Below are 14,963 nucleotides of genomic sequence, written 5' to 3' on the forward strand. Positions count from 1 at the left end.
TGCGCGCGGGGGACGTCGAACAGCAGCGCCGGGTCGTCGAGTTGAGCCACCCGGTCCACCGCGAGGCGGGAGCCGGGCGGGCCGTCGTCCGTTCACTTCCGGGTGCGCGCCCGCGCGACTCACCGCGCAGCGCCCAGCCCTGCCCGGATCAGCGAGTCCAGCCGCCGCCAGGCCGGGGAGGCGGCGTTGATCCGGCTCTGGACGAGCGCGGGGACACCGGAGGCCGCGTCCGCCTCGGGCGGCGTGTCCGCGCCGTAGCGGCTCAGGGTCGCGTCGACGATCCGCCGGGCCAGCTCCTCGACGCGGGGATCGCCGGGGTCGAGGCCGTACGCGTGGTCGTACCGCAGGAAGAGCTGCCGCAGCGCGGGCTCGGACAGCATCGCGCTCTGGTCCCGGAAGAGCTCGGCCGCCCGGTCCGGGTGTGTGGCGAAGACCAGGATCCACAGATCCCGCTGGAGCTCGACCCACCGGGCGGTGAAACCCCACCGCTCCAGGGCCTCCAGGTGGGCGTGGACCCCGGCGGGCAGCAGTGTCGGCTCACCGGAGGCGAGTTCGCGCAGACGCGCCTGCGTGGCCTGCAGCCCGCGGATCCGGTCGGTCAGCCGGCCGTCGATGTCGAGCAGCGCCCGGCGCAACTCCTCTTCGCCGGCCGTCATCAGTTCACGGATCCGGGCCAGCGGGACGCCGGCCTCGGCGAACGTCCGGATCCTGATGAGGGCGACGACGTCGTCCGCGCCGTAGCGCCGGTATCCGGAGACGTCGCGGTCGGGCTCGGGCAACAGCCCCTTGGCGTGGTAGACCCGGACGGTCTTGACCGACACTCCGACGTACCCTGCGAGCTGCCCGATGGTGATCACCCGGCAAGCGTGGCACTTGACCCTGCCCCTGGGGCAGGGCTGCACCCTGACGCCATGGTGAACACGAACATCGACCGCGAGACCCTGCGCGAACTGGCGGACGCCGGGAACGAGACCGCCCTCGACCGGCTGGCCGACCTCGCCGACGCCGCCGGGGACACCGAGGAACTGGGCGAACTGCTGGACGAGGGCTGCCTGCACGCCGGGCTCCTGCTGACCCGCCGCGCGGTCGCCGCGGCCGATCTGCGCGCACTGCAGCGGATCGCCGACGCGGGGTACGAGGAAGCGGAGACGGAACTCTCCCGCCTGCTGGGCGCCTAGTCCGACGCTTCGCGCGCGCGGCCCGACGCGGAGGCGGGACCGCACATGACGTCCCGCCCGTCCGGGCGATGTCGCACGGCCGACGGGCGGAAGCGGCGAGGCTCCCTGGTCAGTCGTGCAGAAGGCCGCGTCGCTCGGTGGCCCGCAGCCATCCCGCCGCGTCCGCCTGGGCTCGGGTGCGGAGCCGCGTCGCCAGATGCCGCAACCGCCCTCCGTCCACCGCCCGGACCGACACGAGGTCCTCCGTCTGACGCCGCACCTCGGCACCGGGTCCCGGCAGCCGGGGATCGTGCTGCTCCGCGGCCATGGCGGTGACCTGGAGGCAACGGAGGGCCCCGTCCCAGGGGCCTCCGGCACAGGCCGCGGCCGCCTCCCCTACGGCCGTGAGCGCGTCCAGATGCATCGTCACGGCGCCCTCGGGCTCCGCCTCCTCCAGGAACTCCTCCAGATCGGGGACCCCGTCATCGGGATCCTCGTCCCCGTCGCCGGCGAGCGGCTCGTACGAGTGGAACAGGTCGGTCATCGAGAGGGTCTCGTACTCCGCGGAGAGGCCGGCCAACCGGTCGGCCAGGTCCCGTATCCGGGCGGACGCAGATCCATCCCCGCCCTGGGCGCCGGACCAGCACTCCCGCAGCAGGTCCCGCGCCACCTCGGCCGCCGAGGCACCGTGGCGGAGGAAGCGCTCGTCGCCCAGGCACCCCGCAATGCGCTCGGCCGCCGCAAGGCCGACCAAGGCGGCCGCCCGCGGGTCGAGACCGCCCAGGGCGGCCTGCCACTCACGGAAGTCCCAGTTCTCCATGCCCACCCCTGCTACGACGCGTCCGCGTCATCCTGACAGCACGGCACCCCGGGGACTGCCCCCGCGGCAGCCCGAACCTCACCGGACTCGGGTGGCACCGCCCCGCCGGAACGCATCTCGATGAACGTCTGCACGCACGTGACATCGGACACACGGCGTGAGGTCATCAGCCACATGGACCGCCTGCTCAGGCGCCGCCCCGACCAGGAGTGACCGCCCCGGTTGATGTCGCCCGTGGACACCGAACGCCCCGGACCGATCATGGTCCGGGGCGCTGTCTCTGCTCCCAACTGGAGCCGCCTGTCGGATTCGAACCGACGACCTTCGCTTTACAAGAGCGGTGCTCTACCAGCTGAGCTAAGGCGGCACGGCGCCGTCCCCGCTCCGGGGTGCCCGGGTGACGGGTGGGGCCATGAGAAGTGTACCCAGGCGGGGAGGGGGGAGGGTCCGGGAATTGAGGGCCGGGAGGGTACTGACAAAGCGGGGCGGGCCAGGTAGCGTCGCGGAAGGTCCACACCCTGTGGACTAGACCTCATTCCTTTACTCGGATCGTCCGGCACGTTCCTGCCGGTGAAGGGACCACTGCACCATGGCTACTGTCACTTTCGACAAGGCGACCCGGATCTACCCCGGGTCCGAGCGCCCGGCCGTAGACGCGCTCCAGATCGACATCGAGGACGGCGAGTTCCTCGTCCTCGTCGGCCCCTCGGGCTGCGGCAAGTCGACCTCCCTCCGCATGCTGGCCGGCCTCGAGGACGTCAACGGCGGCGCCATCCGGATCGGTGACCGGGACGTCACCCACCTTCCGCCCAAGGACCGGGACATCGCGATGGTGTTCCAGAACTACGCGCTCTACCCGCACATGACCGTCGCGGACAACATGGGCTTCGCCCTGAAGATCGCGGGCGTCAACAAGGCGGACATCCGCAAGCGCGTCGAGGAAGCCGCCAAGATCCTGGACCTCACCGAGTACCTGGGCCGCAAGCCCAAGGCGCTCTCCGGTGGCCAGCGCCAGCGCGTCGCGATGGGCCGCGCGATCGTGCGTGAGCCGCAGGTCTTCCTCATGGACGAGCCGCTGTCCAACCTGGACGCCAAGCTCCGTGTCCAGACCCGTACGCAGATCGCCTCCCTGCAGCGCCGCCTCGGCACCACCACGGTCTACGTCACCCACGACCAGACCGAGGCCATGACCATGGGCGACCGCGTGGCGGTGCTCAAGGACGGTCTGCTGCAGCAGGTCGACACCCCGCGGCACATGTACGACCGCCCGGCCAACCTCTTCGTCGCGGGCTTCATCGGCTCCCCGGCGATGAACCTGGTCGAGGTGCCGATCGCCGACGGCGGCGTGAAGTTCGGCAACTCCGTGGTGCCGGTCGAGCGCGACGCGGTGCAGGCCGCGGCCGACAAGGGCGACCGCACGGTCACCGTCGGCGTCCGCCCCGAGCACTTCGACATCGTCACCAGCGACGGCTCGGGCCTGTCGAAGGACGCGCCGGCCGGCCTGGCCGTGACCGTGAACGTCGTCGAGGAGCTGGGCGCGGACGGTTTCGTCTACGGCTCGGCCGAGGTCGGCGGCGAGCACAAGGACCTGGTCATCCGCGTCGGCGGCCGCCAGGTGCCGGAGAAGGGCTCCGTGCTGCACGTCGTGCCGCGCGCCGGCGAGAGCCACGTCTTCTCCACCTCCACCGGTGAGCGCCTGAGCGACTGAGCGGCCGAGCGGTGACCGACCGGTCACCCCACCGCTGAGGACCCATGTGGCCCGGCCCCCGCGCAAGGGGGGCCGGGCCACGGCCGTTCCGGGGTCGAATCACGCCGCATTTCCGGTCATACAATGGCGTTTCGACCGTGTTCGTCAATGCACCCGTAGTCGATCAAGGGGCATTCATCACTCATCAGAGTGGCTAAATGTCGCCAAATCATCACTCCTCGCTACCATCACTGCCGTGAACCAGGTAGCCCGCCGCATCGGCAAGTCACTCGCCCTCGTCCTCCCGGTCGTCCTCGTGCTCTCCGGAACCCTCGCCGTCACCCGCGTCCCGTGGGCGACTTCGGCGTCCGAGGCCCAAGTCCTCACCGCCTCGCACCAGAAGGAGACGGCGACCGCACGGTCGGCCCCGCAGGAGGTGCTCCGCCGCAGGCTGCTGGGCGAGGTGCAGCAGAAGAACCCCGGTGTCGCCCTGACGCACCTTCAGCGCGAGATGGCCGAGCGGCCCTCGCTGGCGCAGTACTGCGGCTCGATCGCCCGGTCCCTGGGCCGTGCCGCGGTCGCCAAGTACGGCTCGGTGCACCGTGCCCAGGCCTGGTCGCGGCCGGTCTGCGACACCGCCTTCGCGACGGGCGTGGCCTCGGTCGGATGACCCGTCGCGCGGGTCGCGTAGGGTGCGCCCATGACCGGCACGCCCGCGACCTCCCAGGCGGTGACCCAGGCCGTCCTCCTCGCCGGAGGACAGGGCTCCCGCCTGCGGCCCTACACCGACACCCGCCCCAAGCCGATGATCGAGATCCCGGGAACCGGGATCCCGATCATCGGCCATCAACTCGCCTGGCTGGCCGCCGAGGGCGTCACCGACGCCGTGATCTCGTGCGGCCATCTCGCTGAGGTCCTCCAGGAGTGGCTCGCCGGCGCGGCGGCCGGGCTGCCACTGCGGGTGACCACGGTCGTCGAGCGCGAACCGCTCGGCCGCGGTGGCGGTCTGAGGTACGCCGCCGCCTCCCTGCCCCGGCCCCAGGAGGCCTGGTACGCCACCAACGGCGACATCTGGACGCGGTTCTCCCTGCGGGAGATGGCCGCCTTCCATGTCGAGCGGGCCGCGGTCGCCACCCTGGCGCTGGCCCGTCCGCGCATCCCCTGGGGCGCCGTGGAGACCGACGAGTTCGGCCACGTCCTGGACTTCATCGAGTCGCCGCCCTCGCCGTTCCTGATCAACGCGGGCGTCTACGTCTTCTCCCCCGAGTTCACGGGGCTGCTCCCCGAGCGCGGTGACCACGAGCGCACGACCTTCCCCCAACTCGCCCGGGAGCGGCGCCTCGCTGGCTTCCCGCTGCCCCAGGGCGCGTACTGGCGGGCCATCGACACCGCCAAGGACCTGGCCGAGGCCGCCAAGGAACTCGCTTCCCGGCCCTGAGCGCCGGCCGCCGGTACGCAGAGCGGGCAGAACGGGCCACAACGGCCCACCACGGGCACGAAGAGGCGGCCGGAGGAAGGAACCTCCGGCCGCCTCTTCCCGTGTGCCGTACGGACGTTACGCGACCTTCCCCGAGCCGTGCCGTGACGGGGCGCCGAGCAGCCAGCCGGAGGTCTCCCCGCTGCCCAGCAGCCCGCCGAGCGCGCCGCCGCTGTCGGAGGAACCTCCGCCGTTGCCGCCACCGCCGTTGCCGCCGCCCTGCGTGGGCGGGTTGCTGGGCACCGTGGGACGGGACGGGACGGACGGCGGGGTCTGCGCGGGCCCGCCGCCGGTGCCGCCGCCGCTGCCGGTGTTGGCCGAGGACGACCCGGGACGCGACTGCGTGGCGCTGGGCGCCCTGGACGCCGCCCCCGGGGCCGACGGCGAGGGGGACGGCGAGGACGAGGGACCGCCGGAACGGCCCGCCGAGGGGGCCGTGGAGGGCCTGGAGGACTTCTCCCCGGGCACCTCGGGCAGCGCCGAGCCCTCGAGGTTGTTGGTCGGCAGGTCCGTCGGGGCGGGGAGCTGGGACCGCGGGCTGGTGGACCGTACGGCGGTGCCGAGGGTGGCCCCGACCACGAGCGAGATCCCGACGAGCACGGTGGCCAGCACCGCGCCGCGGCGCAGCACCCGGCGCCGCAGCTCCGCCAGCGGGGCGCGCGGGCCGAGCTTGCGCCAGGCCTCGCTCGCCAGGCGGCCGTCGGCGGAGTAGACCGGCGCCCCCGCGATGACCAGGGGGCTCCAGGCGGCGAGCAGGATGATGTCGGGCGTGTCGTACGCCGGGACGGTCCGCCAGCTCACCGTCACCAGCAGTGCCGCCGACAGCAGGGCGCCGATCGACGCCGCGAACCGCTGCCAGAGTCCGAAGACCGTCAGCACACCGGCGATGACCTGCAGGAAGGCCACCGTCAGCCCGGCGCCGATGGGGTGTGCGAGGGCGAGGTCGCGCAGCGGCTCGGCCATGCCCCACGGGTGGAGCGAGGCGAGCCAGGTGACCATCGAGCCGCGCTTGCCGCCGTCGAAGTAGACGGGGTCGCAGAGCTTGCCCATGCCGGCGTAGATGGAGATGAAGCCGAGGAAGATGCGCAGCGGCAGCAGGACGATGCCGAGGTTCATCCGGCGGCCGGGGTAGTAGGCGTGCCGGATGGGATCCGTGCGCTCCCGGCCGCGGCCGCGGGCGTACTCCTCGCCGGCCTCCTCGTACGGGTCGAAGTCGGGGTCCTCGTCCCCGGGGCCGGCGGGCGGCGCGGTGTACGCGAACTCGTTGGTGTCCTCGGGGTCGAGGAGGTCGTCGTAGGCGCCGCGCGCGGGACGGATGCCGCCGAGCATCTCGCCGGGCGCCGGCGGCCGGCGCGGCGGGCCGACGACGGGCTGCGGCGGCTCCTCGATCCGCGGCAGCACCTGCGTCGCGGCACCGAGGTCGAGACCGTCCACCTGACCGTTGCGCACCGCGGCGAACAGCTGGCCGGCGGCGGCGTCGCCGGGTTGGCTGCGCCCGGACCACACCAGGGGCGCGCCGCGCCGCTGCGCGGCGGCGGAGGGGCGGACGGAGGTCGGGATGACGGGGACGCGCTGGGTCCTCGTCAGGGCCCGGCCCGACGTCGCGCCGAGCTGCACGCGGAAGCTCGCGTGATTGACGATGACCTGGGCCGGGTCGGAGGAGACCTTGAGCATGTTGAGCACAGGCTCGTCGGTGATCGACGACGACCGTCCCCCCGGAGGAGTGCGGGGTGTTCTGGTGTCCACACTCATCTAACCGAGTGACACCCGATAAGGACACTGTGTGACGGGCCCCGTTGTGTCCGAGGCCCGTCAATCGAGGTTGCCGCCGGGGCGCGTCCGGGGGCGCGTCCCGGCCCGGGGACCGGGGGCGAGCCCGTTCGGGCCCGGCGGCCCGCCGGGGTTCAGGCCCGGCGGCGCGAGGCCTCGTAGAGCACGATGCCCGCGGCGACGCCGGCGTTCAGCGACTCCGCGCCGCCCGGCATCGGGATGCGCACCCGCAGGTCGCAGGTCTCGCCGACCAGCCGGGACAGGCCCTTGCCCTCCGAGCCCGCGACGACGACGACCGGTCCGGCCAGCGCCTCGAGGTCCTGCAGCTCGACCTCGCCGTCGGCGGCCAGGCCGACGACCGTGAGGCCCGCCTTCTGGTAGGCCTCCAGGGTGCGGGTGAGGTTGGTGGCCCGGGCCACCTGGACCTGCGCGGCGGTGCCGGCCGAGGTCTTCCAAGCGCCCGCGGTCATCCCGGCGGCGCGGCGCTCGGGCACGACGACCCCGTGACCGCCGAAGGCGGCGACGGAGCGGACGACGGCACCGAGGTTGCGCGGGTCGGTGACTCCGTCCAGCGCCATGATCAGCGGGTCCTCGCCCGCGTCGAAGGCCGCGGCGGCGAGGTCTTCGGGGTGCGCGTACTCGTACGGCGGGATCTGCAGCACCAGGCCCTGGTGGTTGAGCCCGTTGGTGATGCGGTCCAGCTCGGGGCGCGGGGCCTCCATCAGCGGGATGCCCCGGTCGGTGGCGAGCTTGATCGCCTCGCGCACGCGCTCGTCGTTGTCGATGAACTGCTGGACGTAGACCGCCGAGGCCGGGATGTCGGCGCGCAGCGCCTCCACCACCGGGTTGCGGCCGGCCACCAGCTCGGAGGTCGACTTGGCGCCCCGGCCCGAGGGGCGGCGGGACTGCGTGGACGCGGCGCGCTTCACCTTGGCGTTGGCGGCCCGCTGCTTGGCGTGCCCCTTGCGTGCCTCCGCGGGCGGGGTGGGGCCCTTGCCCTCCAGGCCCCTGCGCCGCTGCCCGCCGCTACCGACCGTCGCGCCCTTCTTGTTGGACGTGCGGCGGTTCCTGCGCTGGCTGTTGCCGGCCATGGGTCACCTGTTTCCTGCTGCTGTTGCTGCTACTGCGTGAACGTACGTATGTGTCAATGATGACGCGGGCGCCCGGCTACCGGGAGCCGAGCGTCCAGCGCGGACCCGAGGGGGTGTCCTCGATCTCCAGCCCGGACTGCTGGAGCCGGTCGCGGATGGCGTCGGCGGTCGCGTAGTCCTTGCGGCCCCGGGCCGACTCCCGCTGCTCCAGCACCAGCCGGACGAGGGAGTCCACGACCCCGTGCAGGTCCTCGCCGCGGCCGTCGCCGGCCCAGTGCGGGTCCAGCGGGTCGAGGCCCAGGACGCCGAGCATCGCGCGCACCTCGGCGAGGCGGGCGACGGCGCTCTCCTTGTCGTCCGCGGTGAGCGCCGAGTTGCCCTGCCGGACGGTGGTGTGGACGATGGCCAGCGCCTGCGGTACGCCCATGTCGTCGTCCATCGCCTCGGCGAAGGCCGGCGGCACCTCGGCGGCCGGCTCGACCGGGCCCGCCATCTCGACGACCCGCTGCACGAAGCCCTCGATGCGCGCGAACGCCGACTCGGCCTCGCGCAGCGACTCCTCGCTGTACTCGATCATCGAGCGGTAGTGCGGGGTGCCGAGGTAGTAGCGCAGCACGATGGGCCGCCAGCGCTTGGTCATCTCGCTCACGAGGACCGAGTTGCCGAGCGACTTGCTCATCTTCTCGCCGCTCATCGTGACCCAGGCGTTGTGCACCCAGTACTGCGCGAAGTCGTCGCCGAAGGCCTTGGCCTGGGCGATCTCGTTCTCGTGGTGCGGGAAGATCAGGTCGATGCCGCCGCCGTGGATGTCGAAGGCGGTGCCCAGGTACTTGTGGGCCATCGCGGAGCACTCCAGGTGCCAGCCGGGGCGGCCGGGGCCCCACGGCGTCTCCCAGAACGGCTCGCCGGGCTTGACGGCCTTCCACATCGCGAAGTCGCGGGCGTCCCGCTTGCCGGTCTCGCCCTCGCTCTCCGGCTGGCGCAGGTTGTCGAGCTCCTGGTTGGACAGCTCCAGGTAGTCCGGGAAGGAGCGGACGTCGAAGTAGACGTTGCCCTCGGACTCGTAGGCGTGACCGCGCTCGATGAGGCCGCGCATCATCTCGATCATCTCGGGCACGTGGCCGGTGGCGCGCGGCTCGTACGTGGGCGGCAGGCAGCCGAGCGCGTCGTAACCCTCGTTGAAGGCCCGCTCGTTCTCGTAGCCGATCGCCCACCAGGGGCGGCCCTGCTCGCCGGACTTGGCGATGATCTTGTCGTCGATGTCGGTGACGTTGCGGACGAACGTCACGTCGTAGCCGCGGTAGGCGAACCAGCGGCGCATGATGTCGAAGTTCAGGCCGGACCGGATGTGCCCGATGTGCGGGGCCGCCTGCACGGTCGCGCCGCACAGGTAGATCGAGACGCAGCCCGGCCGGAGCGGGGTGAAGTCACGGACCTGGCGCGCGTCGGTGTCGTACAGGCGAATAGTCACGCATCAAGGGTAGTGGCCCCGGGTGCGTGCGCCGTCCGCTCCGCGTGAGCTTCACGGTGTTGTGACGCTCGCGGGGGCCGTGGCACCGGCCGCCCGCGCGGCCGGCCGGTGGCCGCTTCACCCGTACGGCGGACGGCGCGGTCTCGCGGGAGGCGGGCCAACTCGTCCGCGCCGCACGTCACTTCGCCCGGCGGACCACCAGTGCGGTCGCCACGGCGGCCAGTCCCTCGCCGCGCCCGGTGAAGCCCAGACCGTCGGTCGTCGCGCCGGAGACGGCCACGGGGGCGCCCACCGCGGCGGAAAGGATCTTCTGGGCCTCGTCACGGCGCTTGCCGATCTTGGGGCGCGGGCCGATGACCTGGACGGCCACGTTGCCGATGTCGTAGCCCGCCTCGCGGACGATCCGGGCCGCCTCCGTGAGCAAGGTCACACCGGAGGCGCCGGACCACTCCGGGCGCCCGGTGCCGAAGTGCGCGCCCAGGTCGCCCATGCCGGCGGCGGAGAACAGCGCGTTGCAGGCGGCGTGCGCGACCACGTCGGCATCGGAGTGCCCGGCCAGGCCGTCCCCCTCGCCTTCCCAGAGCAGGCCGGCGACCCACAGTTCACGGCCCGGTTCGAAGGCGTGGATGTCGGTGCCGATGCCCACCTGGGGCAGCACGGGGACGTGCGGGGCCGCGGCGGCGGCGGTCGGCTCAGTAGTCATCGGTGGCCCTCCTGCGGGCGAGCACGGCCTCGGCGAGGACCAGGTCCAGCGGGCGGGTGACCTTGAAGGCCTCCTCGTGCCCCGGCACGACCAGCACCTGGACGCCGAGCCGCTCCACCATGCTCGCGTCGTCCGTGACCGCCCCGGTGACCGTGGTGTGCGCCTTGAGCAGCGTCGCCCGGTCGAAGCCCTGGGGGGTCTGGACGGCGCGCAGCAGCGAGCGGTCCGGGGTGCCGACGACGGCCTCGGTGGCCGGGTCGATCTCCTTGACCGTGTCGGCGAGCGGCAGCCCCGGCACGACGGCCGGGGCGCCGTCGCGCACGGCGGCGGCGACGGCGTCGACCATGTCGACCGGCACCAGCGGGCGGGCGGCGTCGTGGACGAGCACCACCTCGACCTCGTCCGGCAGCGCGGCCAGGCCGAGCCGTACCGAGTCCTGCCGGCTCTCGCCGCCGGCGACGATCCTTATGTCCTTCGCCTCGGGCAGACCGTGGCTGTCGAGCAGCGCCCTGACCTCGGCGACCCCGTCGGGCGGCGCCACCACCACGACCAGGGACACCGCGCGGGCGCGGGTCATGGCACGCACCGCGTGCACGAGGATCGGGACGCCGCCCAGGGTGCGCAGCGCCTTGGGCGCACCGGGGCCGAGCCGGACTCCACGTCCGGCGGCGGGAATGACTGCCGCGGTAGTCAGGTTTGTGTCCTTGGCCGAAATGGGTATCGCCTCAACGTGCCGGGCGCGAAGCCCCTGTCGGACCCTTCCGTGACCCCGACAGGGCCAGCTGCCCGGGCCCGGCACCCAGTATGCAGGGGGAAGCGACGCGCGAACGAAGACGAGGGGGCTCCTCGGCGTCGTCGAAGTGCCAGGCCACCGTGAAGGCGCCCCGGCATGCCGCAGTGCCCGGCGTATGGAACGCACCGGGCACTACGGCGGAAATCCGCGTCAGGACGCGAGGACCTCGTCGAGGAGGGTCTCGGCCTTGTCCTCGTTGGTGTTCTCCGCGAGCGCGAGCTCACTGACCAGGATCTGGCGGGCCTTGGCGAGCATGCGCTTCTCACCGGCCGACAGCCCGCGCTCCCGCTCACGACGCCACAGGTCACGCACGACTTCCGCGACCTTGATGACGTCGCCGGAGGCGAGCTTCTCCAGATTTGCCTTGTAGCGGCGGGACCAGTTGGTGGGCTCCTCGGTGTACGGTGCGCGCAGCACCTCGAAGACCCGGTCCAGCCCTTCCTGACCGACCACGTCGCGCACGCCGACGAACTCCGCATTGTCCGCGGGCACGCGTACCGTCAAGTCGCCCTGGGCGACCTTGAGCACCAAGTAGGTCTTGTCCACGCCTTTGATCTGGCGAGTTTCGATGGCCTCGATCAGCGCGGCCCCGTGATGGGGATAGACCACGGTGTCGCCAACCTTGAACGTCATGTGACAGGTACCCCTTCCGTGGCTATCCAGGGTAACACGGGAACGGCTGGTTCTGAATGGCGTTTTCGCAGGTCAGGGCATATCTCGGGGCTTGACAAGTGCGACCGGAACGTGCTGCGAAGGGCCGGCGGAACGCGGAATTCGCAGGTCGGAGCGGGTGCCGAGGGGCCCTGAAACGCCCCCGTTACACCCTGCGGACGGCCCGGACAAGGGGAGGAACATCCCGATTTGTCGCTCTCTTGCGGGGGGTCTCCCGCTACTCCGTTCGGCCGCCACGGGCTTGCTGCGATCCATTTTCGCACCACGCCGGATTTCCGTCCGGCGGATGAACGGTAAATGGATCTTGCCGGTGTGGCGGGAATCGTTCGGTGGAATCCCGGAATGGATTCCGCCGCGCCCGGGCCGGCCTGTCCGAAGCCCCCGCGGAAGGCCGCCAGCGGCCCCCGGAACGCCCCCGGGACACCCGGGCGGGTGAAGCCCCGGCCCACCCGGGGGTGGCCGGGTGCGGGCACGCCGGACGGGCTCGGTAACCTGATCCCGCACCAGGTAACCCGTAAGTCCCGTACGTCCGTACGTCCGTACCTCCCGTACCCCGCCCAAGGAGATGCCGCCGCCGTGAGCAGCAGCCTTCGACGCGGCGCCCTCGCCGCCGCCCTCGCACTCTCGCTCTTCCCGCTCGCCGCCTGCGCCGCCGGGAACAACGCGGAGACGCTGCGCGTCAGGCCGGACAACGCCGCGACCAGCGTCGGCGACATCGAGGTCCAGAACGTCGTGGTGCTCACCCAGGCCACCTCCGACGGCTCCTCCTCGGTGACGGCCAAGATCTTCAACAACGGCGACGACCAGCAGACCCTGGACTCCGTCAAGGTCGGTGAGCTGGACGCCAAGCTGTCCGGCCCGATCACGCTGCCCGGCCACAGCTCCGTGCTGCTCGGCGGCGACGGCAACCCGTCCGCCATTTTCAAGGGCGGCTCCGCGAGCAAGAACGACGGGGACTTCAAGGACGTCGTCTTCGACTTCAGCGAGACCGGTGAGGTCTCCCTGCAGAGCCTCGCGCTGCCCGCCGCCGGCTACTACACCTCCTTCGGGCCGAGCGAGAAGCCCTCGCCCACCGAGTCCGCGAGCCCGGGCGAGTCGCCCGCCGAGGGCGTCACGGCCTCGCCCACCGAGACGGAGACGATCACCGAGTCGCCCGCCGGCTGAGGCACCCCGGCACACGAAGAGGCCCCGGGAGCGCATCGCTCCCGGGGCCCCTTCACGTCCGGCGGTGCCGGCCGCGGCCGGTTTACGGCTCGAACTTGTAGCCCAGGCCACGGACCGTCACCAGGTAGCGCGGCGCACCCGGGTCCGGCTCGATCTTGGCGCGGAGCCGCTTGACGTGGACGTCGAGGGTCTTGGTGTCGCCGACGTAGTCGGCGCCCCAGACCCGGTCGATCAGCTGCATGCGGGTGAGGACGCGGCCCGCGTTGCGCAGCAGCATCTCCAGGAGGTCGAACTCCTTGAGCGGCAGGTCGACCTTGCCGCCGCCCACCGTGACGACGTGCCGGTCGACGTCCATGCGGACCGGGCCGGCCTCCAGCGCCGAGGGCGAGATCTCCTCGGGCTCGCCGCGGCGGCGCAGCACCGCGCGGATGCGGGCGACCAGCTCGCGCGAGGAGTAGGGCTTGGTGACGTAGTCGTCCGCTCCTATTTCGAGACCGACAACCTTGTCGATCTCGCTGTCCTTCGCGGTGACCATGATCACCGGGACGGTGGACTTCAGCCGCAGCTGGCGGCAGACCTCCGTGCCGGGCAGGCCCGGCAGCATCAGGTCGAGCAGGACCAGGTCGGCGCCGTTGCGCTCGAACTCGTCCAGCGCGTCGGGCCCGGTCGCCGCGATGGCGACCTCGAAGCCCTCCTTGCGGAGCATGTACGACAGGGCATCACTGAAGGACTCTTCGTCCTCGACGACGAGTACTCGGGTCACGGGAGGACCTCCGGGGCGGGGATGTGATCGGGAAACGTCTCGTAGAGCGCGGAGGAGGAGCCGGAGCCGGGCCCGGGCTCCCCGTCCTCCGCCGCCACGGCGGTGGAGCGGTCCCGGCCGTCCCGGGACACCGCGGCTTCGGGCAGCCGCAGGGTGAAGGTGGAGCCCTGGCCTTCGGCGCTCCACACCGTGACCTCCCCGCCGTGGGAGGCGGCCACGTGCTTGACGATGGACAGACCGAGCCCGGTGCCGCCCGTGGCGCGCGAACGCGCCGGGTCGACCCGGTAGAACCGCTCGAAGATGCGGTCCCGGTCCTTTTCGGAGATGCCGGTTCCCTGGTCGGTCACGGAGATCTCGATCAGGTCGCCGCCGGGTGCGGCGACCCTGCGGCCCGCGATCCCCACGCGGGTGCGGGCCGGGCTGTAGTTGACCGCGTTCTCGACGAGGTTGCCGAGTGCGGCCGCGAGCTGGCTGCGGTTGCCCCAGATGTACAGGTCGGGGGCACCGCCGGTGGCCATGGTGATCTGCTTGGCGTTCGCCGGGTGGCGGCAGCGGTCGACGGCCTCGGCGACGAGGTCGTCGACGGCGACGGGCTCGGCGTCGTCGAGGGGGTTGTCGTCCTGGACCCGGGAGAGGTCGATGATCTCCTGGACCAGGCTGGTCAGCCGGGCCGCCTCGATCTGCATCCGGCCCGCGAAGCGCTCGACGGCCTCCGGGTCGTCGCTGGCGTCCATCACCGCTTCGGAGAGCAGCGACAGCGCGCCGACCGGCGTCTTGAGCTCATGGCTGACGTTGGCGACGAAGTCTCGCCGTACCGCCTCGATGCGCCGGGCGTCGGTCAGGTCCTCGACCAGCAGCAGCACCAGGCGCGAGCCCAGTGGTGCCACCCGGGCGGAGACCGCCAGACCCTCCCCGCGGCCGGCGCCCCGGCGGGGCAGGTCCAGTTCCACCTGCCGTATCTCGCCGTCCCGCCGGGTCTCCCGGGCCATCTGCAGCATCTGGTCGACGGCGAGCCTGCCGCCGCGGACCAGCCCGAGGGCGTACGCCGCCGAGCTCGCCTTGACCACCGTGTCGCCCTCGTCGAGGACGACGGCCGACGAGCGCAGCACGGACAGCACCGTGTCCACGCCCGGCGGTAGTACGGCTGCGGCGTCGGGCCGCAGGGATGTGCGTGTGGGGCGGGCCTGTTCCCGCTCGCTCCAGCGGAACGCGAGCACAGCGATCACACCGGTGCAGAGCCCGGCGATCGCACTGGCTGCGGCGACTGCCGCGTTCACGTCCATACACCCAGGTTAGGGGGACGAAATGAGTGGCCCACAGGGTCGGAGCGTCTTCTCGAACGCGCGTTGCCAAGAGTTCACCGTGGTGTCAGTACCGGTTCATTCCGGATGCTCG

The 14,963-nt window shown here is 72.3% G+C and carries 15 protein-coding genes, 1 tRNA gene and 1 pseudogene; 6 read left to right on the forward strand and 11 right to left on the reverse strand.

Translation table 11 applies throughout. From position 1 onward, the window contains the following. Positions 1-119: 119 nt before the first annotated feature. Positions 120-857 (reverse strand): MerR family transcriptional regulator, encoded by a 738-nt coding sequence (locus tag CHF15_RS33265; protein WP_089227635.1) that lies wholly within the window; start codon positions 855-857, stop codon positions 120-122. Between the two features lie 54 nt (positions 858-911). On the opposite strand from CHF15_RS33265, the gene CHF15_RS33270 reads away from it, so the two are divergent. After that, complete coding sequence (locus CHF15_RS33270; protein WP_089227636.1) at positions 912-1,178, forward strand: hypothetical protein; 267 nt, start codon at positions 912-914, stop codon at positions 1,176-1,178. Between the two features lie 109 nt (positions 1,179-1,287). On the opposite strand, the gene CHF15_RS33275 is transcribed toward CHF15_RS33270, so the two are convergent. Continuing rightward, positions 1,288-1,977 (reverse strand): hypothetical protein, encoded by a 690-nt coding sequence (locus CHF15_RS33275; RefSeq protein ID WP_089227637.1) that lies wholly within the window; start codon positions 1,975-1,977, stop codon positions 1,288-1,290. 114 nt (positions 1,978-2,091) lie between these two features. Between CHF15_RS33275 and CHF15_RS46910 the strand changes: the two are divergent. Further along, positions 2,092-2,190: pseudogene (locus CHF15_RS46910) on the forward strand (integrase); the annotation flags it as partial. Positions 2,191-2,268: 78 nt separating this feature from the next. On the opposite strand, the gene CHF15_RS33285 reads toward CHF15_RS46910, so the two are convergent. Then, positions 2,269-2,344, reverse strand: a tRNA-Thr gene (locus tag CHF15_RS33285). A gap of 222 nt (positions 2,345-2,566) precedes the next feature. Here CHF15_RS33285 and CHF15_RS33290 point away from each other — a divergent pair. The 3 genes from CHF15_RS33290 (at position 2,567) to CHF15_RS33300 (ending at position 5,102) form a co-directional block, all read left to right on the forward strand. Next, positions 2,567-3,685, forward strand: a complete 1,119-nt coding sequence (locus CHF15_RS33290) for an ABC transporter ATP-binding protein (protein WP_089227639.1) — start codon at positions 2,567-2,569, stop codon at positions 3,683-3,685. 235 nt (positions 3,686-3,920) lie between these two features. Beyond that, entirely contained in the window at positions 3,921-4,334 is a 414-nt protein-coding gene (locus CHF15_RS33295) for a hypothetical protein (protein ID WP_089227640.1), read from the forward strand. Positions 4,335-4,364: 30 nt separating this feature from the next. Next, a complete protein-coding gene (locus CHF15_RS33300) occupies positions 4,365-5,102 on the forward strand; it encodes a nucleotidyltransferase family protein (protein ID WP_089227641.1) in 738 nt (245 codons plus the stop codon). A 117-nt stretch (positions 5,103-5,219) separates the two neighbouring features. On the opposite strand, the gene CHF15_RS33305 is transcribed toward CHF15_RS33300, so the two are convergent. From CHF15_RS33305 to CHF15_RS33330, 6 genes are all read right to left on the reverse strand, one after another. Continuing rightward, positions 5,220-6,893: a DoxX family protein gene (locus CHF15_RS33305; protein WP_089227642.1), complete on the reverse strand. Its 1,674-nt coding sequence runs from the start codon at positions 6,891-6,893 to the stop codon at positions 5,220-5,222. Positions 6,894-7,045: 152 nt separating this feature from the next. Continuing rightward, on the reverse strand, positions 7,046-8,002 hold the full coding sequence (gene rlmB / locus CHF15_RS33310; protein ID WP_089227643.1) for a 23S rRNA (guanosine(2251)-2'-O)-methyltransferase RlmB: 957 nt from the start codon (positions 8,000-8,002) through the stop codon (positions 7,046-7,048). A 76-nt stretch (positions 8,003-8,078) separates the two neighbouring features. Further along, positions 8,079-9,473: a cysteine--tRNA ligase gene (cysS, locus tag CHF15_RS33315; RefSeq protein ID WP_089227644.1), complete on the reverse strand. Its 1,395-nt coding sequence runs from the start codon at positions 9,471-9,473 to the stop codon at positions 8,079-8,081. A gap of 178 nt (positions 9,474-9,651) precedes the next feature. Next, on the reverse strand, positions 9,652-10,176 hold the full coding sequence (gene ispF, locus CHF15_RS33320; RefSeq protein ID WP_089227645.1) for a 2-C-methyl-D-erythritol 2,4-cyclodiphosphate synthase: 525 nt from the start codon (positions 10,174-10,176) through the stop codon (positions 9,652-9,654). After that, positions 10,166-10,897 (reverse strand): 2-C-methyl-D-erythritol 4-phosphate cytidylyltransferase, encoded by a 732-nt coding sequence (gene ispD, locus CHF15_RS33325; RefSeq protein ID WP_089227713.1) that lies wholly within the window; start codon positions 10,895-10,897, stop codon positions 10,166-10,168. The genes ispF and ispD overlap by 11 nt, the downstream gene beginning before the upstream one ends. Before the next feature lie 222 nt (positions 10,898-11,119). Continuing rightward, positions 11,120-11,602 (reverse strand): CarD family transcriptional regulator, encoded by a 483-nt coding sequence (locus tag CHF15_RS33330; protein ID WP_018559600.1) that lies wholly within the window; start codon positions 11,600-11,602, stop codon positions 11,120-11,122. A 615-nt stretch (positions 11,603-12,217) separates the two neighbouring features. Here CHF15_RS33330 and CHF15_RS33340 point away from each other — a divergent pair. Continuing rightward, the gene (locus CHF15_RS33340; protein WP_089227647.1) at positions 12,218-12,805 is read left to right on the forward strand and encodes a DUF461 domain-containing protein; all 588 of its coding nucleotides are present in this window, start codon (positions 12,218-12,220) and stop codon (positions 12,803-12,805) included. A gap of 82 nt (positions 12,806-12,887) precedes the next feature. Here CHF15_RS33340 and CHF15_RS33345 read toward each other — a convergent pair whose 3' ends face one another. Together CHF15_RS33345 and CHF15_RS33350 are read right to left on the reverse strand one after the other, a co-directional pair. Further along, positions 12,888-13,568 (reverse strand): response regulator transcription factor, encoded by a 681-nt coding sequence (locus tag CHF15_RS33345; RefSeq protein WP_018559602.1) that lies wholly within the window; start codon positions 13,566-13,568, stop codon positions 12,888-12,890. Continuing rightward, positions 13,565-14,851 carry a sensor histidine kinase gene (locus tag CHF15_RS33350; RefSeq protein WP_089227648.1) on the reverse strand — a complete coding sequence of 429 codons (1,287 nt, stop codon included), beginning with the start codon at positions 14,849-14,851 and terminating at the stop codon, positions 13,565-13,567. The genes CHF15_RS33345 and CHF15_RS33350 overlap by 4 nt, the downstream gene beginning before the upstream one ends. Positions 14,852-14,963: the final 112 nt, after the last annotated feature.

Origin of the sequence: Actinacidiphila glaucinigra, from assembly GCF_900188405.1 — a bacterium.
Taxonomy (GTDB): Bacteria; Actinomycetota; Actinomycetes; order Streptomycetales; family Streptomycetaceae; genus Actinacidiphila; species Actinacidiphila glaucinigra.